The following is a 21,880-nucleotide window of genomic DNA, read 5'->3' as shown; positions in this document are numbered from 1 at the left end:
TTCTGAAAGTCAATTTGACTTATTAATGAGGTATTTTATGGTCGAAACGCTTTCTGATCTGGACGGTTTTGATCGCAAGATTCTCGATATTCTTGCGGTTGAAGGGCGGATCAGCGTCACAGAGCTGGCCCGGCGCATTGGCCTGTCAAAATCACCGACGCAGGCACGGTTAAAGCGGCTTGAGGATCAGGGTGTCATCCGCGGGTACCGCGCACTTTATGACCCAATCCGTCTGGGGCGTGATCACGTGGCCTTTGTTGAGGTCAAGCTATCGGATACCCGCGAACGTGCTTTGGCAGCCTTCAACGATGCGGTGCTGCTCGTGCCAGAAATAGAGCAGTGTCATTTGATCGCGGGTGCCTTTGACTATTTGTTGAAGGTACGCACTGCGGGCATGCCGGGGTATCGCGCTGTTCTGGCTGAGAAAATATCGACTTTGCCACATGTCGCGCATACGTCTACGTCCGTAGCCATGCAAGCGGTGAAGGAAGAAGGGGTCGCGCCCATCGCGCCGGGCACGGGGAGTTGACTTGACCCAAAGGCCTGCCATCGCAACTATCCCGATATGAAATGGATATTACCGCTTTGTTTGCTGGCCGCACCGGCATTCGCTGAAACCTGTCCGGCGGGCAGGGACCATAGTGCGCGTACGGCTGAAATCGTTGTGGCACTTGGTGACGCACGCGGTGAGGGTGAAGCACGTGTGCTAACACAAGAGTTGTGGGAAATCTGGACAGATGCCCCCGATGAAATCGCTCAGGCGATGCTGGATGAAGGCATGTCGCGCCGGGCGAGTTATGATTTTCTGAGCGCGCGCGATGTGCTTAGTCGTTTGGTGGCCTACTGCCCCAACTATGCGGAAGGATATAATCAGCGTGCCTTTGCGAACTACCTTAGCCAAAATTTCGAGGCCGCACTTGTTGATCTTGATCGCACGCTTGAGATCGTGCCAAATCATATCGCTGCCTTGTCGGGCAAGGCGCTCACGCTTATGGGTTTGGGACGCAATGAGGAAGCACAAGTGGTATTGCGCGCTGCTGTCCAGATGAACCCTTGGCTGCAGGAACGGGCACTTCTGACCGAACCAATGGGCACTGACCTCTGATCACTGCTTGCTCACCCGCGTCGGGGCGCATAGGAATGGTCGCGTGCCCGCGTGGTGGAATGGTAGACACTGGAGACTTAAAATCTCTTGGCCGTAAGGCCGTGCCGGTTCGAGTCCGGCCGCGGGCACCATCGCACTGATATCATTTCGATCTTTCATATTGCTGGTGGTGCAGCAAACGCCGCACGGATCAGTCGCATGAGTTGTTCCGAATAGTTGTGCTGCACGTAACCCTTCTCAGCGATAATGCCGATAGCGCGCGCTGCCTCGGGTTCTTTGAAAGGTATAACGCGAAAGCCTTTGAAACCTGCCATCTCAATGGCGATTGAGGGCAGCATAGCGATACCCAAACCTGCGGAGGCAAAGCTGAGCGCGGTAAAGGCGTTTTGCAGTTCATACGCGACGTTTAAGGTCAGGTCCTTGCCGCGCAGGATATCGTCAATCAAGGTGCGGATCGCGGTTGAGCGATCAAGTAGAATGATCGGGGCGTCGCCCAGATCTTCAAAGCTGATCACATGCTGGCCTTGGTCAAATTCTGGCGGAATACAGGCCAGCAGTGGCTCATCAGTCAGTTTTTCAAAAGTGAAGGTCTTTAGGTTCGACACGGACGGCCCGACGTAGAATTCGGCGACCTGACGTTGCAGAATTTCCAGTGCCGCAGCCGGTGGTGCCTCAATCAGACGGACGCTGCTGTCGGGAAAACGGCGTCGAAAGGTTGTCAACACGCCCCCAACACGCTTGGGTGCCAAGGTCGCAGCACAAGCAATGGTCACCGTTGACTGCCTCATCGTGGCGACATCTGCCAAAGACTGAAACCCATCATTGATGTCACGCATGGCGCGGGCTGTCTTTTCGTAAAGCAGGCGGCCATTGGGCGTCATGCTGACAGTCTTGCTCTGCCTCACGAAAAGACGCATGCCAACCTGATCCTCTAACTCTTTGATTTGCATGCTGATTGCAGCGGTCGAGCGTCTTGCGGCCTCTGCTGCGCGGCGGAAGCTGCCGAACTCGGCAACAAGTAGAAATGATTGCAGCAGCTTGAGGTTAATGTCCGACATGCGCTGCCTCGTCATTTGGCTGAGTTGATCAATTGATCGTAATTTCTTAATACTCAATAAGATTTTCTGAATAAAATCTATGGAAATCTTGCTTACACAGCGGAAAAAGTCGTCAATAGTAATGGTTCATGTTGCGGTGGGGGATGGTCAGGACCGAAAAATCCGAATGGTGTTGGGAGGCGCCTTTTGTGATTGGTCTTGGCCCTTTGATGGAAAGCTAGAGTCACAGGCGCACCCAATCGTATCGTTCTGGGGGATTGCCTCAGGGCAAAAGTGGGCGGTTTGCTGGTCATATCCCGCCCTATTGTAACAATGACCGTTAAGCCCTTTTGCAGGGTCAATAAACTGGGAGGAATACGATGAAAAAAGTAATGGCTATAGGTGTTGCCGCTGCGATGGCGACTGGGAGCGCTGCGCAAGCCCAAGAAGTGCTGGAGATGACGTCAGCATTCTCGCGCAACTTGCCGATCCTTGGTACGGCTGGTGTCGACTTTGTTGAGAAGATCAACAGCATCTCAACGGAGGTCGAGTTCGAGCACTTTGATCCGGGTGAACTGGTGCCAACGCTTGAAGCTTTGGATGCTGTTTCGAACGGGTCTGTTGACGCCGCATATACAACATCTGGCTACTGGCAGGGCAAGATAACATCTGCCTCGCTCTTTGCCGCTGTGCCATTTGGTCCCGAGGCTGGCGAATTCCTTGCATGGATGCTTTACGATGACGGCGCTGAGCTGTTCCAGCGCATGTATGACGAGAATGGCTACAATGTGAAAGTTATGCCTTGCGGCATCATCGCACCGGAAACCTCCGGTTGGTTCAAAGAGCCGATTGAAAGCGTGGCCGACCTTGAAGGTCTGAACATGCGTTTCTTTGGTCTGGGTGCCGAAGTGATGCAGCGTCTGGGTGTATCCACATCGCTTCTGGCGGCTGGCGACATCTTCCCGGCACTAGAGCGTGGCGCGATTGATGCGACCGAATTCTCAATGCCGCTGATCGACCAGCGTCTGGGTTTTTATAACATCGCGTCGAACAACTACTTCCCCGGCTGGCACCAGCCTGCGACCATGTTTGAGCTTTTGATCAACAAGGACCGCTGGGATGATCTGGATGAGTTTTCGCAGAACCAGATCGAAGTCGCCTGCTTGGCCAATATCACAACCAACTATGCCGAAGGTGAAGCCAAGAACTTTGCTGCGATGGAGGCGAATGTAAACGAGAACGGCGTGACGATCCGACAATGGCCGATCGAGATGCTTGAAACATTCGAATCCACATGGAACGAAGTTGCGGCCGAACTGGCAGCAGAAGACGAGTACTTCAAGCTGGTATGGGACGACCTGCAAGAGTTCCGTGAAGGCTATAAGACGTGGTCCAACAACATCTATCTGCCACGTCCACGGGACTAATTATCCGTTGATGTAAAATCAGCAAAGGGGCGGCCTCTGGGTCCGCCTCTTTCGCGGCGTTATACAGGCCATCAAAGGGACCAAGTGTCATGGAATCACCAGAAGAACTTGTTGCCGTATCAGACCCCGGCGAGGTGGGGCGCGCGGAACATAATCGCGGTGACAGGTTTGTCGTCTTTTTGTCGAACATTGCCGCATGGCTGTTCCCGATATTGATGTTGGCAATCACCGCGCAGGTAATCTTGCGCAACTCTGGTATGAATCAGGCATGGCTTGATGACCTCCAGTGGTGGCTTTACGGCGCGGCTGTTTTGATGGGCGTGGGCTATGCGGTCACCACGGACAGCCATGTGCGGGTTGATATTCTTTACGATGGGTTCCCTTCCGAGAAGAAGACGCGGATTAACATCTTTGCGATCGGCTGGCTGTTCTTGCCCTTTATCATCTTGTCCTGGGATGTGACTTATGACTATGCGCTTAGCTCTGTTCGTGCCGACGAAGGCTCTGACAGCCCCAACGGTCTGCATAACCTATGGATATTGAAAGTCTTTATGAATGCAGCCTTTGTCTTTATCGGCATTGCCTGCTGGTCAGCGATTGTTCGCAACATTAAGCGCCTGCACCCACCCAAGTTTTGGCGTCAAATGTGGGGCGCATTTCCAGCCACCTTTCTGCTGATCAACCTAGCTATTTATTATGGCCTCTACGGTGTGATGTCGCTCTTGGCAGAAGAAGGCGCAACCAGCCGCGATATCTCGCGCGGGCCGGCCTTTGGCGAGCTGGAGTTTGGCAACTACGAGATCACTTACACCGTGATAGCTGCATTGATCATCACACCCATTCTCATCCTTGTCCTGCGCGCCATGGATTCCTCACGTAAGACGGGGGGCTGATCCATGCTGTCATTTATCGGACAATTCCTGACCCTGAACGAAATAGCGGTCATCGTCATGTTCCTGACGTTCATCTGGATGCTGTTCCGCGGCATTCCGGTGGCAATGGCGCTGGTGGGTGTCAGTCTCGTCTTCGTTGTGATCGCCGAGGTTTTCCTCGACCCTTATCGCAGCTATTTCCGCGACATCATCGAATTTGACCGGACGGGCATCGACTATCAGCGCCTTGGCGCGCTGTCGGGGCGTATTTTTGGGAGCACGGTGAAGAACCCGGTTCTTGTCGCCTTGCCGATGTTTATCTTTATGGGCCTGATGTTGGATCAATCCGGCGTTGCGCAGCGCATGATGCGTTCCATGCAAAAGCTGTTCGGTAGCCTGCGCGGTGGTTTGTCGCTGACAGTCTTGCTGATCGGGATCATCCTTGCCGCCTCAACCGGCGTGATAGGGGCTTCTGTTACGCTTCTGGGTGTGATGGCTTTGCCTGCAATGATGGCGCAGAACTACTCTAAACCAATTGCAACAGGCACGATCGCATCCGCGGGTACGCTGGGCATCCTGATCCCACCGTCCATTATGTTGGTGATCATGTCTGATCAACTGGCGATCAGCCTTGGTGATCTTTTCATGGGCGCGTTGTTCCCCGGTCTGATCCTTGGCGCGCTTTATATCACCTTCATCGTGATCTACGGCCTGATCAGGCCAGATGCGATGCCCGTCCCAGAAAAAACCGAGGAAGTCGGTTGGCAGGTTATCAAAGAGGTACTGTTGGCCGTCATCCCGCCGATGATCCTGATCTTATTGGTGCTTGGGTCGATCTTTGCCGGTATTGCCACGCCGACCGAAGCATCCGGTCTGGGTGCCTTGGGTGCAACTTTCCTTGCGATGGCAAACGGGCGTCTGAATATGAAGGTTCTGCGTGAGGTCAGCCGTTCCACATTGAACACCTCTGGTTACATCGTCGGCATCTTTCTTGCCGCAAACTTCTTTGCCTTCATTCTGCGGCGTTATGGCGGGGATGAGATCATTGAAGGTTTGGTTCTTTCGGTCTTCGAGGACCCTTACGCGATCATCCTGTTCATCCTGTTTATCGTCTTCCTGCTAGGCTTCCTGCTAGATTGGATTGAGATCACGATCATCATTATGCCATTGATGCTGCCGATCATTCAGGGGCTGGGGATCGAAGGCGATATTCCCGACTATGGACAGGTGGCAGCACCGGTCATAACGTGGTTCGCGATCTTGGTGGCGGTCACGTTACAAACCTCGTTCCTCACCCCGCCGGTCGGTTTTGCGCTGTTTTATCTCAAAGGCGTCTGCCCGCCCGGTGTGACCATCGGCGACATCTACAAAGGCGTTATCCCGTTTGTATTGCTACAAATCCTTGGGCTTTTCATCGTGTTTGAGTTTCCGTGGTTGGTCACATGGCTGCCCTCGGTGGCCTATGGGAACTGACATAGGCCATGCTGATCCGCCCGCTGAACATCGACCCAGACAACTGCTTCATTGCAGGGGCTTGGCGCGCACCACTTTCGGGGAAAACGCTGTCTCTGACGAACCCATCAGATGGCAGCACCCTATGCCATATCGCGCGGGGTGGTGCCGACGATATTGATGCGGCGGTCTTGGCAGCCGAAGCGGCGCTCGCGGGTGAGTGGGGCAAGGCAACTGCTGCGGAACGCGGGCGGATGCTGTCCAAGATCGGCCGCGCCGTTCTCAAAAACATTGATGAACTTGCCAGACTAGAGGCGATGGACGTCGGTAAACCCCTCAAACAAGCGCGCGCGGATGTGCTGGCACTGGCCCGCTATATGGAGTTCTACGGCGGCGCCGCTGACAAGGTTCATGGCGAAACCATTCCTTACCTTGATGGCTATACCGTCTATACCCTGCGCGAACCGCATGGGGTGACCGGGCACATCATCCCGTGGAATTACCCCATGCAGATCATTGGGCGTTCGGTAGGTGCGGCCTTGGCGATGGGTAATGCCTGCGTGCTGAAACCTGCTGAGGAAGCGTGTCTGACAGCGCTCGCCTTTGCCGAAATTGCGCGGACCGCTGGGCTGCCCGATGGCGCGTTGAATGTCGTGCCGGGACTAGGGGCAGAAGCCGGTGCTGCGCTCTCGACGCATAAAGCTGTGCATCATATCTCCTTCACAGGCTCGGTTGGCGTGGGCAAGCTAATCCAACAAACGGCAGGTGCAAATGTCGTGCCGGTGACACTGGAATTGGGCGGTAAGTCTCCGCAGGTTGTCTTTGATGATGCAAATGTTGAGGCTGCTTTGCCGTTCCTTGTGAACGCGGGCATTCAGAATGCTGGACAGACCTGTTCGGCCTCGTCGCGCATTCTTGTGCAACACAGTGTGTATGATCAGGTCGTCGATGCCATGATTGACCGCTATCAGTCGCTGCAAACCGGACCAGCGCTGTCTGACTTGGATGTGGGACCACTTGTATCGCACAGACAAAAAGAAATCGTCGAAAACTTCCTTGCAAAAGGGGGTGATCTTACCATTGCGGCGCAGGGCCAAATCATTGGAGATGCACCCGATGGCGGTGCCTATGTCGCGCCGACGCTTTTTGCTGATGTCTCTCCCAATCACATATTGGCCCAAGACGAAATATTTGGCCCCGTGCAGGTCATCATCCCCTTCGATGATGAGGCTGAAGCTATCGCGATCGCAAACGGAACCGACTTTGGCCTTGTTGCCTCTTGCTGGTCGGAAAACGGCGCACGGCAGATGCGCATGGCGCGGGCGTTACGGGCAGGGCAGGTGTTTATCAACAACTATGGTGCTGGCGGCGGGGTAGAGCTGCCCTTTGGTGGGACCGGACTATCAGGTCACGGTCGCGAAAAGGGATTTGAGGCGCTCTACGGTTTCTCCGTGCTCAAAACGGTCGCGGCGCTGCATCACTGAGGGCCGAAGTTGTCGCCGTAAAAGCGGTGCCAGTTGCCACCCATGATCCCGGCCACCTCATCATCGGAAAGTCCGGTGGCTTTCAGCCCAGCTTCGATATTCCCAAAGTCCTTGTTGTCGTTGAACCAGCTCGGCATCGGCGGAAAGCCCGGTGCGGCGGCTGAGCCTTCGCCATAATCGATCTCTTTGCTCCAACGGCCTACACGCATCCATTCAACGATGCTGTCTGGTTGATCCTGGCACAGGTCTGTGCCGATCCCCAGATGTTCTACGCCAAACTTCTCCGCCGTACGCGCAATCATCTCGCAAAAACTTTCCAGCGTGCAGTCGGATTTATCTTTCAGATGATGCGGATAGATCGAAAAGCCCAGCATCCCGCCGTTTTCTGTCACGGCCCGGATCACATCATCCTTCTTATTCCGCAGGGCAGGGGACCATTCGTAGGGATTGGCATGCGTGATCGCGATGGGGCGTTCAGATAGATCAGCCGCCTCAATGGTCGAACGATCCGCAGAATGGCTCATATCCACGACCAGCCCAACACGGTTCATTTCCTTGATCACTTGCTTGCCCATGCGTGTGATGCCGGTGTCCTTGGCTTCGTAGCAGCCCGTCGCAAGAAGCGATTGGTTGTTGTAGGTTAGCTGCATGAAGCGTGCGCCAAGCGTATGAACGATCTCGACCAACCCGATGTCATCTTCAATCGGGCTGGGGTTCTGGAAGCCAAAGAAGATGGCCGTGCGCCCGGTCTGCTGTGCGCGGTCCACATCAGACGCCCACTGCCCTTTCATGATCAGATCAGGATACTGCTCAAACCAGCTGTTCCACTGCTCAAAGTTCAACACCGTTTCGCGAAAATTCTCGTGATAGGCGATGGTGACATGTACCGCATCGACCCCGCCCTCGCGCATCTGTCGGAATATCTTTTCCGACCAATTGGCGTATTGCAGATTATCAATGCGCGGAACGCGCGCCATCAGAGCGGCTTTCCAGCACTGATGTAGGCGGTCTTGACGGTGGTATAGAATTCCGCCGCAGCCTTACCTTGCTCACGTGGGCCGTAAGAGCTGTCGCCACGGCCCCCAAATGGTACGTGATAATCGGTGCCAGCGGTCGGCAGGTTTACTGTCACAACACCTGTGCACGCATTGCGGCGGAAATGCGTAGCACGGGCGAGGCTTTGGGTCACAATACCGGATGTCAGCCCGAAATTAGTGTCATTGACGGTGGCCAGCGCCTCATCATAATTGCCTACCTTTATAACAGAGGTGAGCGGCGCGAACATCTCTTCGCGGTTGATGTGCATATCGTTGGTAGAATTTAAAAAGACGCCGGGGGACATGTAATAGCCGTCATGTGGCATTTCGATCCGGGCACCGCCACATGCAAGCTCTGCACCCTCCGTCTTGCCCAGATCAACGTAAGCAAGGTTCTCGCTTAGTTGTTGTTCGCTGACGACTGGACCCATCTGTGTGCCTGTTTCCAGCGCGTGCCCGACCTTCATTGCCTGCGTGCCAGCAACCAGTTTCTCAACAAAAGCGTCATGTACTGCGTTATGCACAATCAACCGGGAAGAGGCCGTACATTTTTGCCCGGTCCCGCCAAAAGCACCCCCAAGCGCTAAAGTCACTGCCAGATCAAGGTCAGCGTCGTCCATTACGGCCAGCGCGTTTTTCGATCCCATTTCCATCTGCACTTTGGTCAGGTTCTGGATGGCGGCGGCAGCAATACCCTTGCCGACAGGCACTGAGCCCGTAAAGGAAATCGCATTCACCTTCGGGCTTTCTACCAAACGCTGGCCGATATCACGGCCCGATCCCATCACAAGGCTGAACAGTCCTTTGGGAATGTCTTGCCGCGCAATAATCTCGGTCAGCGCTACGGCAGAGGCAGGCGTGATATTCGCGGGCTTCCAAACGACGGCATTGCCATAGCAAAGGGCCGGAGCGATTTTCCAAGATGCGGTCGCCGTTGGGAAATTCCACGGCGAAATGACTGCGACCACGCCAACAGCCTCGCGGCGTACATCAATCTCTACTCCATCCCGGACGGAATCCGCATTTTCGCCTAACTGGCGCAGGCATTCTGCGGCATAGTAAGTAAAAAACTGGCCCGCGCGATACACTTCGCCTTTACCTTCGGCAAAAGGTTTGCCTTCTTCCCGGCTCAGTAGCGTTCCCAATTCTTCGGCCCGCGCCATCAATTCATTGCCGATTGCCATCAACACGGCTTGCTTACGCTCCATGCCATAAGCGGCCCATTCGGCCTGTGCTGTCTTGGCTTTATCCAAGGCTGCGTCCAACTGATCGGCGCTGGCTTGGGCGAACATGCCGATCACGTCGGTCAGGTCAGAGGGGTTGCGGTTTTCGATATCGGATGTGCCCGACACCCACTCACCGGCAATGTAATTCTGGTGCAGCGCTGACATGATGGCTTCCTTAACTCATGTGTTTCTGGTGGCTTGAGTATCCGATTAAAGAAGGCGAGGCACTTACAAAATCGCGCAAGGTATCGTGGTGGCATATCACCTCACAGAACCGCCAAGACCGTGCCTGTCACAAACCGTCGGCCTCTTTCTGCTTTGGCTTGCAGGAATGACGATCAGGTCTGGTAATCCGGGCCTGATCCGTTTGATGATAAGATCGACTAGAAAGGACGACTTATGTTGATGCAGACAATGCAGACCACGCCAATTTCGGGCCAGAAACCGGGGACCAGCGGTCTTCGTAAGAAAACGGCCGTATTTCGCGCGCCCCATTTCCTTGAAAACTACGTTCAATCGACATTCAACGGTATCGGCGGGGTTGCTGGAAAGACGCTTGTGGTTGGTGGTGATGGCCGCTTTTTCAACGACACCGCGATCCAGATCATCCTGCGTATGGCGGCGGCAAATGGCGCGGCCAAATGCATTGTGGGGCAGGGTGGTCTGCTGTCCACACCTGCCGCGTCTCATCTTATTCGTCTGCGGCAGGCCGATGGTGGGTTGATCCTGTCGGCCAGCCATAACCCCGGTGGCCCCGATGCTGATTTTGGTTTGAAATACAATGGCCCCAATGGCGGACCCGCACCAGAGGCCGTGACCGACCAGATCTTTGAGTGCACCCAAACCATTGAATACTACCGGACGTGTACGGCAGATGACCTCGATCTGGAGACGATTGGCCAGCAGTCCCTTGCCGACATGGATGTCGAGATTGTCGACCCGGTTGCCGACTATGCTGCGTTGATGGAAACCATTGTCGATTTCGAAAAGATCCGTGCGCTCTTTGCGGGTGGTTTTACGATGTGTTTTGATGCGATGCATGCGGTTACAGGCCCCTATGCCCATGCCATTCTTGAGGGGATATTAGGCGCGCCGAAAGGAACCGTGATCAATGGCACACCCAGCCCTGATTTTGGCAAGGGCCACCCTGATCCCAATCCCACTTGGGCAAAGGCCTTGATTGATAAGATGTATGGTGCCGATGCCCCTGATTTCGGCGCGGCCTCTGACGGGGACGGGGACCGTAATATGATCGTGGGGCGCGGTGCTTATGTAACGCCTTCTGACAGCCTTGCCCTTTTGACAGCACATGCGCATTTGGCGCCCGGCTACCGCGACGGTCTGGCAGGTGTCGCAAGGTCAATGCCCACATCGCGTGCGGTTGACGGTGTCGCAGAGAGCCTTGGGTTTGGATGTTTTGAAACACCGACCGGGTGGAAGTTCTTTGGCAATCTGCTGGATGCAGGCAAGGTCACGCTGTGTGGTGAGGAAAGCGCAGGCACTGGATCAGACCATGTGCGCGAGAAGGACGGGCTTTGGGCGGTTTTGCTCTGGCTGAATATTCTGGCCGAAACGCAGAAATCCGTGGCAGAGCTGATGGCCGATCTTTGGGCCACCTATGGGCGGTGCTACTATGCACGCTTTGACTATGAAGCCGTGGACAGCGCCAAAGCGACCGAGATGATGCACGACTTGCGATCAAAGCTGCCTATGTTCGCAGGGGCCAGTATTGGTGCGCTTGAGGTCGAAATGGCCGATGAGTTTTCTTACGTTGACCCCGTGGATCGGTCCCGGTCGGACGGTCAGGGTATTCGCGTTGTTTTTGAGGGTGGCGCGCGGGCGGTGTTTCGCCTGTCGGGGACCGGAACGCAGGGGGCCACGATCCGACTTTATCTTGAGCAACTGGAAACGGACCATGACCGCTTGCAAGAAGATGCGCAAAAGGTGCTGGCCAATGTGCGCGATGCGGCGTTGCAGCTGTCTGATCTGGAAGCAATTACAGGCCGGACAGCCCCTGACGTGATCACCTGACCCTAAAACGGGGCCTCGGCGCCGTGTGACAGATAAGCATATCCGTTCCCGTCCAGTGTCAGGGTATCATCGGTGAGCGTCACCGCTGCTCCGATAGCCACGTCGGCAGCAGCTTTCAGCGGGACAGTTTGCCGTTCCTTTGAAAGGTTGAAGATACAGGTGAGCGTTGCGTCGGTGGTGGTTCTGGTAAAAGCCAACAGTGGTTCCGGCAATGTGAAGAATGTGGTCTTGCCCTGTGTCAATACGGGGCTGTTTTTGCGGTAGGCGATCATTTTTTTGTAATGCGCCATGATGCTACCCGCCCCCTGTTGATTAACCGCCTTCGCTGCTTGGGGGGGCTTTACAGGTAACCAAGGCGTTCCGGTCGAAAAGCCCGCATTTGGTGCATCCCGTTCCCAGACCATCGGCGTGCGGCATCCATCGCGCCCTTTCACACCGGGCCAAAAGCGGATGGCGGGTGGGTCGGTTAGTTCAGCGAACTCTAGTTCCGTTTCGGTCTGCCCCAACTCTTCGCCCTGATAAATCCCGATTGTGCCTTCAAAGGCCATGAGCATCGCGCAGGTCAGCCGGGCCATGCTGTCCTCAGAAACCGCGTGATCGGCCCAACGCGAGACTTGGCGGATCACATCATGATTGCTGAAAGACCAGTAGGGGTGGCCGTCGGGTGCGCCGGTTTGAAAGCCCTCGATACAATCGCGGAAATGTGCTGCGCTAAAATCAGAACTGAGCATCGCAAAGCTGTACGCCATATGCAGCCGGTTTTGACCGGCTGTGTAATCGCCCATGATATTGATTGAGCGGCGGCCGACCTCGCCAACTTCACCGACCATCATGATATCATCGTATTGATCTGTCAGCGCGCGTAGTTTTTCAAGAAACGCCAGATTCTCTGGCCGGGTCTTGTTATAGATATTGTCCTGCATTCCATAGAGATCAGTCGCCATCACTTGCGGTTTGGCTTGGGCTGCTGGGTTCGAACGCAACTGCCGATCATGGAAATAGTAGTTCACAGTATCCAGACGGAACCCATCCAGCCCGCGATCCAGCCAGAATTTGCAGGTCTCGAGGATCGCCTCGACCACATCGGGATTATGAAAGTTCAGGTCGGGCTGTGCGGCAAGAAAATTGTGCAGATAGTATTGTCCACGTTGCGCATCAAACTCCCACGCGGGACCGCCAAAGTGGCTGTGCCAATTGGTCGGGGGTGAACCATCAGGCAGAGGATCGGCCCAGACGTACCAATCGGCCTTGTCGTTGTCGCGGCTGGTGCGAGATTCTTTGAACCATAGGTGTTGGTCAGATGTGTGCGACAAGACCTGATCGACTATCACCTTCAGCCTGCGCGTATGTGCGCCTGCAATGAGGGCGTCAAGATCATCCAGATCGCCAAATAGTGGATCCACCGACAGATAGTCTGATACATCATACCCCATATCGGCCTGCGGCGAGGTAAAGATCGGTGACAACCAGATGCAGTCCACCCCAAGCTCTGCGATATGATCCAGCCGCTGTGTAATTCCCGCAAGATCGCCCACCCCATTGCCCGTGCTGTCCTGATAGGACCGGGGGTAGACCTGATAAATCACAGCGCTGCGCCACCATTCCTGCATCACGAAACCCTCTTCATCGGCGATTGTTTATGCAAATTGCCTAGATGGAATGAAATCGAAGGTAAACGGGGTCTTGTGGGGTTTGTACGGGACCGGCGGATGTATTCTCTTAGTCGGCGCGCGGCGCAGGGAAATCCGGCCGTTGGGTGAAGGCTTTCCAATCCTCGGATAAGCTATCAGACAAGGATGCGGACTGTGCTTTGATGCTTTGCCGTTCTTCGGTCAAGTCTGCGCCGCCAGAATACACCCAACGTTTGACGGGTAGACGTTTGAGCATGGATTTGATCACACCGGCATTGCGCCGCCGGAAAAATGCCGTCACCGATTGCACAACCCGTGCCGCCAGCAAACTGCGCGGCACCTGGGCGGCGTTGACCTTGTTGTTGATTAGGTCGCTTCGAGGTGGTTTGAACGGTATGTCCAACGCATCGCACAGCAGACGGCAAAACGCGTCCGGATCGTCCCTGATCAATTGGTAGGGTAAAAGATGTACGCTGTCCGGGCCAAAGGCTGCTTCCCAGCGCGCTACATGTTGTGAAAATAGCCCGGCTTCTACCACGTCGGCATATTTATCCGCCATCTCACGCAGCGACATTTGCGGCGCGCCACGCATCCGGTAGTGAAAGTAATGCGACACGGCGCGATCAAACGGGTCACGCACCGTGCAGATAATCTGGGCATTGGGCAGATGTTGCGCCACGCGTTCGGACACGATGGGCTTGTGAAACAGGGATGGTGCGACTTCGGCCCGCATTCGTGTGTCTTTATCGGGCGGGAACAGCCCTGCGTACCAATCAAACCCCTGATCATAGACCTTGTCGAAAAAGAACGTTTCTTTCATGCCGTTGGGCAACGCGATATCGCCACGCGCTTTAAGATAGGCTTGTATCCATGTTGTTCCGGATTTGGTTGGTCCAACGAACAATACAAACGGGTCAGTAATGGCCATGGCCGTGTTCCTTTACCGTACCTTGGCGTCAGCCTGCCGCTTCGTAATCCGCAAGCTTTTTCATCGACACCCCGTTGATGACAGTGCCGAAAAGTTTGGGCGAATGTATCGCGGCGCGCCGCAATTCAGCAGAAAGCGATGCGGAGCGTGTATGCCCCCAATCCGCGACAGCAACGAACCCGGACACGACGTCTGACATTGCTGCCGGATCGGACGAAATGGCCATCGGCGATAGATCAATCACGATGTTTTCAAACTTCATGGACAGGGCAGCGATCAGTTCTTTCAGTTTGGTCTGATCAAATGCTTGTGGGTCCAGCGCAGCCCCCTTTGCGGTGGATCGGTTCGGTAGGAAATACATCGACGTGCGCTCATCATACCAGAACGCCTGTTCTGACCGGGTGGCAGAGTTGCGCATGGCCAATTCGGCCGCACCCCATTGCGCCGCCGGTGCGATGCTTTCGGTCAGATGCAGGCCTGTCCAGTCAAGGTCGATCAACAAGGTTAACCCGCCGCCAACAGAGAGCATTTCGGCATAGTTCACAGCGGCAATACTGCGCCCCTTGCTCTTTTGATCCGAAATGAAACCGATGATTTTGGTCGCAGGCCCGTGATCACGTTCGATAGACGCATGCAAGTTGTCAGCCTCGACGTTGACGCGCCGGATCGTTTCCGAGAAAGCGGACAAAGGATGGCTGATGGCGGCGTACATCTGTGGTGATTTATGGATCAGCGATACCAGATTTTCTGGCAGCGCAATCGTTTCTTGCCGGGTTTCGCGGATGCGTTTGACCACCTGAATGACAGGTACTTTCGACTGGTCGGCGCGCGCTGCAGCTTCTGACAGATCATCCCAACGTTCTGGCAAAGCGCCAAGAAACGGGGCGCGTGCGGCGCGCGACAGCTGCCCTGCCGTGCGGATGCGTCCGTCCGATGCCTCCAGAATGAAAGCACCCGACGCCCCAAGGGTCAGACCAACCAGGATGCCCAGCACCAACAGCCGTGTCAGGCCGGGGGTATCCGCATTATCCGGTTCAACGGCTGTTTGGATGATAGTGGCTTCGGTGGATGGAAAACTTTGCTGCTGGACGGTGCGCAGATAGCTTTCAAGGTAGCTTTCATAAAGCTGGCGATAAACGCGCGCTTCGCCTTCCAGCGAGCGCAACTCGACCTCATTGCGGTTGGTGATGCCGATGCCGCCAGCCTCGCGCACGGATGCAAACCTGGTTTGTGCCTCAAACTCTGCAGCTTCCGCAGCGACGATCCGTTCTTCGGCTTCTGCCAGCATGACAGCAAGCAGATCAGCGCCGGAGGCTTCAAGCGCGTCGAGTTGGGCAGTCACTTCGGTGATTTGCGCCGTGTCTTCGGGCGTTTCGTCGGCGATCTGTGCGAGCTGATCACGCAGAATATCGGCTTCCTCCGCGAGTGAGCGCATGTCATCCGACATCAAATTAGACGGAACGCTGCGCAGACCGCGCCCATTCGCGATAATGGTACGTAACCGAAGTACATCGGTCTGAATTTGCGCCCTGTTTGACATCGCGTTCTGGAGTTCCTGACGTGCATTTTGCAGGCTTTCCACGGATTGTGATGTTTCCAGCGCTTCAACTTCTCCGTTGCTCAGGCGCTGAATTTGCTGTTCGACTTCGATCGCCCGCAAGTTCAGCTCTGCAATACGTTCGTCAAACCATTCGGCGGCGCGCAACGCTGTGTCCTGCCGGACGCCCAGACGGCTTTCGACGTAGGTTTCGGCAACCGCGTTGACAATATCCGCCGCAAGTTCCGGCGATGTTGCCGTGAACCGAAGCTGAATAACCAGCGTGCGTGCATTACGGCTGACATCAAGGTTAGAGCGCAGCGTCTCTACGGCGTGTTGGAACCGTTCAGGATCTGTCTTTTCGTAGGTGCTGACCGATCCGGGAAGGAAGTCAGCCCGCCACTGTGCCAACCTGTCACGCATTGGCGTTGTCGGGACTGCCATGAATTCTTCATCATTGCTTAGGTCCAACCGCTCGACAACCTGTGACAGCAGGAATGGCGACCGCATCACCAACATTTGGCTTTCGACGGCGGGGTTGGACAAGCCGATTTCGGCAAAGACTTCATCGCCGTCAAAGGGGTTCACGCTCTGCTCATCCAACAGAATACGTGTGTTGGCCGAATAGGCGTTCGGGATCAGGCTGTGAAGAAATACTGTCGCACCTGCGCAAAGGGCGGTGACAAACAAAATCAAGAGGATGCGGCGTCGAAACATGCGCCAGACGGATTTGAAATCAAACAAAGGCGCTTGTGCAGGCGCGCCTGCTGGTGTCGCAGGCTCGAAATTCATCTGCGCGGGCAGGTTCAACCGCCGGGCAGGGCGCGGGGTGAGTGCGCGTTTTTCGTCCATCAGCCTTCTCCTTTAGGCCAGTCGGTTGCTTTTGGGTGTAAACCCGGTGTTGCGCCAACCAGCCCTTGTTCGTTTCTTTTCTGCAATCAGCTTGCGTGCTCTACACGGCATACTGATTTTTGATGCGGCCCTCAGTTGCGAAAGCGCACATTCACCACATCCCCCGGAAAGAGTGGCGTTTCAGGCAGCGCTTCGATCTCCTGTGCCTGTCCGGCGATCTGTCGGAATATTGTGATGCTTGGCGTCGCACTGGCGGACTGATCTGCATCCAGCGTGACGGGCCCAACTGAGCTGAGCTCGATCCGGACCCGCAATTGCGAGGCTTGCTGGGACAGTTCCTGCAAACGTGCCTGTATTTCCAAAGCGCGTTCGCGCAGCGCCTGATTGCGCTCAAGAACCAGTTGCCGCCTGTCCGCCTCGGCCTGAAGCCGGTCTGCCTGTACATTGCCCAGACGATCAATAGCTTGCAGGTACAAACGGCGAGTCTGGGTCAAAAGCTCGCTTGAGGCGAGCCTGCGTGCCACTAGCCCTTCGATACGAGTGACTTCTGCTTCTTCGGTTTCGACAATACCCGTCACCGTTTCTTCATGACGCAAGGCCGCGATGATCCGCGCCTCTGCCTCCAGTACGCTATTATCCAGAAACGAGAGTTCCTCTTCCAGAATATCGCCCGATGTGGCCAGCTGGCTGCGGGCCAATTCGGTCGCGTTATTGATCAGCTCTTGCGGGGCATTCAGGCGTTCAATTTCGGAAAAGTCGATCTCGCCTGTTCCGGCCAGAATGGCTTCATAGACGGACATTTCGGCCAAGACGCCTACCAGATCAGCCATCAGAACGCGTGGATGGTTGCGGACCTCGGACTGGCTTGGGGTGATCTGGACTTCTGTGGTCAGCCCGCGGGCGGCTGCGATGCTTTGCCGTGCTGTCATACCGACAAGAAAAGACTGTTGGCCCGGTGAATTGACGGCCCCGTCAACGAAAACGGGGCGATATTCGGCGACTTCCAGAATAACCTCATCGGCATCGACGGACACCAGAATAAACTCACCATCCGTGCGTTCGCGGTAAACCGAGCCTGCCATCAAATCCGCCACGCGCAGGCGCAGATCATTGATGTTCTGATCACGGACGTTCAGTTCGCCAATCAACGGCAGGAAAACGCGACCATCAATGCCGACTTGAACGCGGCGGTCAAAACTGGGGTTTGACAAAAAAGAGACTTCAAGCACGTCACCGGGGCCGATGGGATAATTATCCTGCGCTGACGCCGTTGTGCCAACGCAAACAAACATCGATATAAAAAGTGACAACGCCCACGGAAGACTAAAACCAGTTCTCATTTGCACTATTCCTGAACGAACTAACCAATCCTTAATAAAGCGGATTGTATCTAAACTAAAGAACTCATCATCGCATGATTCGTCTTGCATTATAATGCGTAAACGCATGATGGCTGTTTTTTCAATCATGGGGTGTGAACCGCGTTGAAAATATCTGTGTAGGCGGCGACAACGGCCTTATGCCCGAAATGCGCGGCCCTTTGTGTTGCGCGTGTCGCGTAATCATCCCGTGTGCTTTTATCGCAAAGGGTTTTGATCCCGGCGGCCATCGCCTGTTGGTGTTCCATTGGAACAAGTATGCCATGTGCTGTTGCAGGCCATGGCGGCGCGGTTGCGGCGGCCATTTCCAGAACTTCTGCCGGGCCGGAGGGGCAGTCGGTCGCGATGACCGGGCAGCCCAGCGTCATCGCCTCGATCAATGTATTCGGGAACCCTTCTGCGCGTGAGGCAGACACCAAAGCGCGTGCGCGGGCCATGATGGGATAGGGGTTTTCCAGAAAGCCTGCAAAGATGACGCGCTCTGCAATGCCCAACTGTTCGGCTTGCGCGCGTAACGCCGTTTCTTGTGGTCCGTGGCCTAGAATAACCAGCTTGGGGGCGTCAGGCACAGCGGCCAGTGCGGCGAGTGTCAGCGCGAAGTTCTTGTTGGGCACGAGACGACCGACACCAAGAAAATAATCCTCCGGTAAAGCGATGGTTGGCTGTTCCGCCGCCAATGTCTGTAATCGCACCGCATCAATTGGATTTCCAATTACCGAAATCTTGCCCTTCGGGACGGCATAATTGCTTGATAGATCGTCAGACACACCGGCGCTGACAGCAATCACGTGGTCGGCCCTTGGATAGCTTTGGCTTGTGATCCATTTCAGGACGGGGCCTGCACGCGACCCTGCCAGATGGCTTGATGTGTGGACCCGTTCACTGATCACGGCACGATGGCCAAAACGCCGCGCCAACCAGATGTTCACCACGTTCGCACGCGCGAGGTAGCTGACGCAGACATCCGGGCGATGCGTTGCTGATCCCCAGTGGCGGCGCAATTGTGACAGGCTCCGCCCCATTTTGCCACGTCCATCCAAAGTGACTACGTTAAGATAATCCGGCAGCTCTTGCTGCATCGGCATGTCATCCAGCAGAATCAACTCGACCGTTTGATTGATGAAATGCGGTTGCAAGTGGCCCAGCAAATTGGCCATGGCGCGCTCTGCGCCGCCACCTTCCATCGAGTTGATGAGAAAGCTGACGCGTGGACCCGGCGCGTTGCCCCCTTTGGACACAGAAAGATCGGCTTGGCCCTTCATGATGTATGCGGGAAAGAGTAGCCATAGCGTATCAATGTATTGCTCTGATCTGCTGCAACGATGCGCTCTTTCTCCTTCAGTTTGACGTAGGCGACAACGATAAGAACCCAGAATATACTGTTGTGTTGCAACAAAAATGAGCCAGCGACATTGCCGATCAAAGAAAAGACAACCACCATCAGCGCCACGGCTGACAACTCAGGATGATAGCCCCGCATCAGGCTGCGGAACGACAAAATGCCCACCCAAATGATAAACACCAGCGTCATACCAAGCCCTACAGCGCCGATATCGACAGCAAGATCGAGGAAACCATTGTGCGCATGCCCCACATCAAAACCGGTTAGTGCCGTCAGTTGTGGGCCGACATATTGCCATCCCGCACCATAACCACCGCCAGCGACGACATTCCCGCCAAGTGCGATAATGACGCCTTCCCAGATGATGGTGCGCCCCGTCAGCGTCGCATCGCGGCCAAGCAGGTTCAGCAGATACTCAAAAATCAGCTGTGCGGACAAAAGACCGATGACGGCAAATGGCAATGCAACAATCAAGACAAGCGACCGGGCAGGGGCGGACATGGACCGCATGCCCAAAAAGACTGCCATGATCAGCGGCACAGCCGCCCCCAAAAGAACCGCCTGCGACGAACTGGTGCGCACAATCATCAGCAATACCAACCCCGCGGCTGGTATGATCAGCAATCGCAGGATTTTTTGGCCTTTTCCGAACATAAAGCCAAGAAACAGAATAGCGATCAACAGTGCCAGAACGCGCCCAAAGTCGTTCTTATGTCCAAATAACCCGCGCCACGACCCGGCATGTTGCGCACCGACAAGGTCATAGGCTTGGTGAATGCCAAGTGATGGTTCCCGCTGAATATAGATGTAATTGGCAAACGCCATGGTTATGGCGGTCAGGACCAAAAGGCGAAAAATTTCTACCGGCGTGAACCGGATCGCGAACCAAAAGGCAAATGCTGTCGTCAAGCTAAGCCCGCCAGCACGCCGTATCGTCAGGGCGACATCTTCGCTCCATGCCAATGACATGATCGCAAAGGCGACAGGTAGGATAGCGGGCCAGTATGTCGCCAAAATCCGCGAAATCGCACCACGTATACTGAGCAAGGTGAGTGCCCCATAGATACCCAGCCCTGCACCGATTACCTGCACAATCGGTGCCGTTTCGGCGTCTTGCGGCGTCAGATAGGCTGTTAAAGCGCCGGTCATGAAGAATAGCCCAAACAGCGCCACTGCAAATTCGGATATGCGGAAAAATGACTTCATATCAAGGCCTTCGCAAGAAACGCATTGGCGATTTCGCCAATCTGATAGCGCGCGGCGATATCTGCAATGCGCTGGCGGTCCTGATCAGCGGATGCGCTGTTGCGGGCGGCCAGCACGGCATCAATCGCTTTGGCCATTGCTTCGGTATCTGCAACGGGCACGATACGGTCGGGGAATTCGCGTCCCATAATCTCGCGTGCGCCGCCGCCGGCACAATCTGTTGAAACCGCCGGGACGCCTGCCGCGACCGCTTCGATCAGAGCATTTGGGAAACCCTCTGTGCGCGAACTGAGCAAAAAGATATTGGCCCGCACCAGATAGGCAAAACGATCCATCTGGAACCCCAGAAACGATACCCGGTCGTCGATATTCAGATCGCGCGCCATGTCTTCAAGCTCTTCTTGTAGCGGTCCTTCACCCAGCACGAGCAGGCGCAAGGGCTGCTTTGTCCGCGCCACAGCGCCCAGCATGGTTGCATAATCTTTTTGCGGCATGAGCCGCCCGATGGCGACTGCAAGGGGTTGATCATCGTCCAGCCACGGATGTGTCGTGTCACTGTTGCGGGCCGCGTCGATTTGGGCAATGTCAGGTGCTGCATTATAGATGATGCCCGTCTGTTCTGGCGCCAGTCTGGCAACCCCGGCGATGTCTTGCGTTACCTCTGCGGTATTACCAATCACCGCATGTGCTGTCGGGTATAGGCGCCGCACAAACCAGGTCATCACCCTTTTGCGCAGCGGGTCAAGTTCATGCAGCAGAGCGCTATACTGGTTGCGTTCACACACGATGACGCGGGTGCCGACCTTTGCAATACGGGCGCTGAGCAACGCAGCAAGATTGGTGCGCGTCAGCGCGGAAATTAGCACCTTTGGCTTGTGATGTTTCATGTAAGTCACAAGGCGTGGGACGGCCAATGTTGCCTTGCTGACACCCAGAATATGCAGTTTCACGCTATTTGATAGAAGGTCGCGCAATGGTCCGGTGGCGTGGTTCACAATGAACGTCACGGGCCGGCCGCCCACTGCGATCTGATTGGCGATGCGGATAAAGAAACGCTCAGCCCCGCCCCCCGCAAAAGAGGGCAGATAAAAATGCACAACATCATCCGAGGGCAGCAAACCTGCTGGTGTCATAATGGCTACCTAACGAAACTAATCATACCAACGACGGTGTCGGTTCATTCAAAAAATAAACGTAACAAAGCTAAAGCTACGACAGTATTGACTCTTACTGCCCACCGACGCAACTGTTCTGATAATGCTTTTGTTTTCAAGCACTTTTTTTGCAGTAGTGTGGCTGATTAGCGCATGGTTCTATTAGAGCGCCCATTTTTT

At 55.2% G+C, this 21,880-nt stretch carries 17 protein-coding genes and 1 tRNA gene; 8 read left to right on the top strand and 10 right to left on the bottom strand.

Annotated elements, in window-relative coordinates; genetic code table 11:
* Window positions 1-37 precede the first annotated feature (37 nt).
* From BC777_RS07595 to BC777_RS07585, 3 genes are all read left to right on the top strand, one after another.
* Window positions 38-529 (top strand): Lrp/AsnC family transcriptional regulator, encoded by a 492-nt coding sequence (locus BC777_RS07595; RefSeq protein WP_100367484.1) that lies wholly within the window; start codon window positions 38-40, stop codon window positions 527-529.
* A 36-nt stretch (window positions 530-565) separates the two neighbouring features.
* A complete protein-coding gene (locus BC777_RS07590) occupies window positions 566-1,105 on the top strand; it encodes a tetratricopeptide repeat protein (protein ID WP_100367483.1) in 540 nt (179 codons plus the stop codon).
* 45 nt (window positions 1,106-1,150) lie between these two features.
* Window positions 1,151-1,236: transfer RNA gene (locus BC777_RS07585), tRNA-Leu, on the top strand.
* 24 nt (window positions 1,237-1,260) lie between these two features.
* Here the strand turns inward: BC777_RS07585 and BC777_RS07580 are convergent.
* On the bottom strand, window positions 1,261-2,163 hold the full coding sequence (locus tag BC777_RS07580) for a LysR substrate-binding domain-containing protein (RefSeq protein WP_168769103.1): 903 nt from the start codon (window positions 2,161-2,163) through the stop codon (window positions 1,261-1,263).
* A 359-nt stretch (window positions 2,164-2,522) separates the two neighbouring features.
* On the opposite strand from BC777_RS07580, the gene BC777_RS07575 reads away from it, so the two are divergent.
* The 4 genes from BC777_RS07575 to BC777_RS07560 all read left to right on the top strand — a co-directional run bounded on the left by BC777_RS07575 (window position 2,523) and on the right by BC777_RS07560 (window position 7,377).
* Entirely contained in the window at window positions 2,523-3,569 is a 1,047-nt protein-coding gene (locus BC777_RS07575; RefSeq protein ID WP_100367481.1) for a TRAP transporter substrate-binding protein, read from the top strand.
* An 89-nt stretch (window positions 3,570-3,658) separates the two neighbouring features.
* Window positions 3,659-4,462 carry a TRAP transporter small permease subunit gene (locus BC777_RS07570; protein ID WP_100367480.1) on the top strand — a complete coding sequence of 268 codons (804 nt, stop codon included), beginning with the start codon at window positions 3,659-3,661 and terminating at the stop codon, window positions 4,460-4,462.
* Between the two features lie 3 nt (window positions 4,463-4,465).
* Complete coding sequence (locus tag BC777_RS07565; RefSeq protein ID WP_100367479.1) at window positions 4,466-5,914, top strand: TRAP transporter large permease; 1,449 nt, start codon at window positions 4,466-4,468, stop codon at window positions 5,912-5,914.
* Window positions 5,915-5,922: 8 nt separating this feature from the next.
* A complete protein-coding gene (locus tag BC777_RS07560) occupies window positions 5,923-7,377 on the top strand; it encodes an aldehyde dehydrogenase family protein (RefSeq protein ID WP_100367478.1) in 1,455 nt (484 codons plus the stop codon).
* On the opposite strand, the gene BC777_RS07555 is transcribed toward BC777_RS07560, so the two are convergent.
* Window positions 7,371-8,354 (bottom strand): membrane dipeptidase, encoded by a 984-nt coding sequence (locus BC777_RS07555; protein WP_100367477.1) that lies wholly within the window; start codon window positions 8,352-8,354, stop codon window positions 7,371-7,373. The two genes, BC777_RS07560 and BC777_RS07555, sit on opposite strands and share 7 nt — an antisense overlap.
* Window positions 8,354-9,805, bottom strand: coding sequence for an aldehyde dehydrogenase family protein (locus BC777_RS07550; RefSeq protein ID WP_100367476.1), 1,452 nt, complete (start codon window positions 9,803-9,805; stop codon window positions 8,354-8,356). The genes BC777_RS07555 and BC777_RS07550 overlap by 1 nt, the downstream gene beginning before the upstream one ends.
* Window positions 9,806-10,039: 234 nt before the next feature.
* Here BC777_RS07550 and BC777_RS07545 point away from each other — a divergent pair, with 234 nt between their 5' ends.
* Window positions 10,040-11,671 (top strand): alpha-D-glucose phosphate-specific phosphoglucomutase, encoded by a 1,632-nt coding sequence (locus BC777_RS07545; RefSeq protein ID WP_100367475.1) that lies wholly within the window; start codon window positions 10,040-10,042, stop codon window positions 11,669-11,671.
* 2 nt (window positions 11,672-11,673) lie between these two features.
* On the opposite strand, the gene BC777_RS07540 is transcribed toward BC777_RS07545, so the two are convergent.
* The 7 genes from BC777_RS07540 to BC777_RS07510 all read right to left on the bottom strand — a co-directional run bounded on the left by BC777_RS07540 (window position 11,674) and on the right by BC777_RS07510 (window position 21,679).
* Complete coding sequence (locus BC777_RS07540) at window positions 11,674-13,281, bottom strand: alpha-amylase family glycosyl hydrolase (RefSeq protein ID WP_100367474.1); 1,608 nt, start codon at window positions 13,279-13,281, stop codon at window positions 11,674-11,676.
* Window positions 13,282-13,390: 109 nt separating this feature from the next.
* Window positions 13,391-14,230, bottom strand: a complete 840-nt coding sequence (locus BC777_RS07535) for a sulfotransferase domain-containing protein (protein WP_100367473.1) — start codon at window positions 14,228-14,230, stop codon at window positions 13,391-13,393.
* A gap of 28 nt (window positions 14,231-14,258) precedes the next feature.
* Window positions 14,259-16,619: an exopolysaccharide transport family protein gene (locus tag BC777_RS07530; RefSeq protein ID WP_100367472.1), complete on the bottom strand. Its 2,361-nt coding sequence runs from the start codon at window positions 16,617-16,619 to the stop codon at window positions 14,259-14,261.
* 131 nt (window positions 16,620-16,750) lie between these two features.
* Window positions 16,751-17,959, bottom strand: a complete 1,209-nt coding sequence (locus BC777_RS07525) for a polysaccharide biosynthesis/export family protein (RefSeq protein WP_168769102.1) — start codon at window positions 17,957-17,959, stop codon at window positions 16,751-16,753.
* Between the two features lie 125 nt (window positions 17,960-18,084).
* On the bottom strand, window positions 18,085-19,260 hold the full coding sequence (locus BC777_RS07520; RefSeq protein ID WP_100367470.1) for a glycosyltransferase: 1,176 nt from the start codon (window positions 19,258-19,260) through the stop codon (window positions 18,085-18,087).
* Entirely contained in the window at window positions 19,257-20,546 is a 1,290-nt protein-coding gene (locus BC777_RS07515) for an O-antigen ligase family protein (protein ID WP_100367469.1), read from the bottom strand. Before BC777_RS07515 ends, BC777_RS07520 begins: the two co-directional genes overlap by 4 nt.
* Window positions 20,543-21,679 carry a glycosyltransferase gene (locus tag BC777_RS07510; RefSeq protein WP_100367468.1) on the bottom strand — a complete coding sequence of 379 codons (1,137 nt, stop codon included), beginning with the start codon at window positions 21,677-21,679 and terminating at the stop codon, window positions 20,543-20,545. The genes BC777_RS07515 and BC777_RS07510 overlap by 4 nt, the downstream gene beginning before the upstream one ends.
* Between the last annotated feature and the right edge of the window lie 201 nt (window positions 21,680-21,880).

Origin of the sequence: Yoonia maricola (assembly GCF_002797915.1) — a bacterium.
GTDB lineage: Bacteria > Pseudomonadota > Alphaproteobacteria > Rhodobacterales > Rhodobacteraceae > Yoonia > Yoonia maricola.
This window is presented reverse-complemented; position numbering and strand designations above follow the sequence as displayed.